Raw genomic sequence first — 228 nt, forward strand, 5'->3', positions numbered from 1 at the left:
GCTTGCGCATGGGCCTCGCCGTCGGGCACGAACACGTAGCCGCGCCCGCGGACCGTCTGGATGAAGCGCGGCGCGGACGGATCCGTTTCCAGGATGCGGCGCAGGCGCCATACCTGGACGTCGATGCCGCGGTCGGTGCCGTCGTACTCGGGCCCGTGCAGCAGCTCGAGCAGCCGCTCGCGCGTGAGCGTGCGCAGCGCATGGTTCACGAAGATCTTCAGCAGCGCG

At 70.6% G+C, this 228-nt stretch carries 1 protein-coding gene; it reads right to left on the bottom strand.

Annotated features, from left to right (window positions below):
• On the bottom strand, positions 1–228 hold a 228-nt coding region (locus SB772_RS46445), incomplete at both ends, for a winged helix-turn-helix domain-containing protein (protein WP_410839327.1).

The organism is Paraburkholderia sp. SIMBA_030 (assembly GCF_046535245.1).
In the GTDB taxonomy this organism is placed as follows: domain Bacteria; phylum Pseudomonadota; class Gammaproteobacteria; order Burkholderiales; family Burkholderiaceae; genus Paraburkholderia.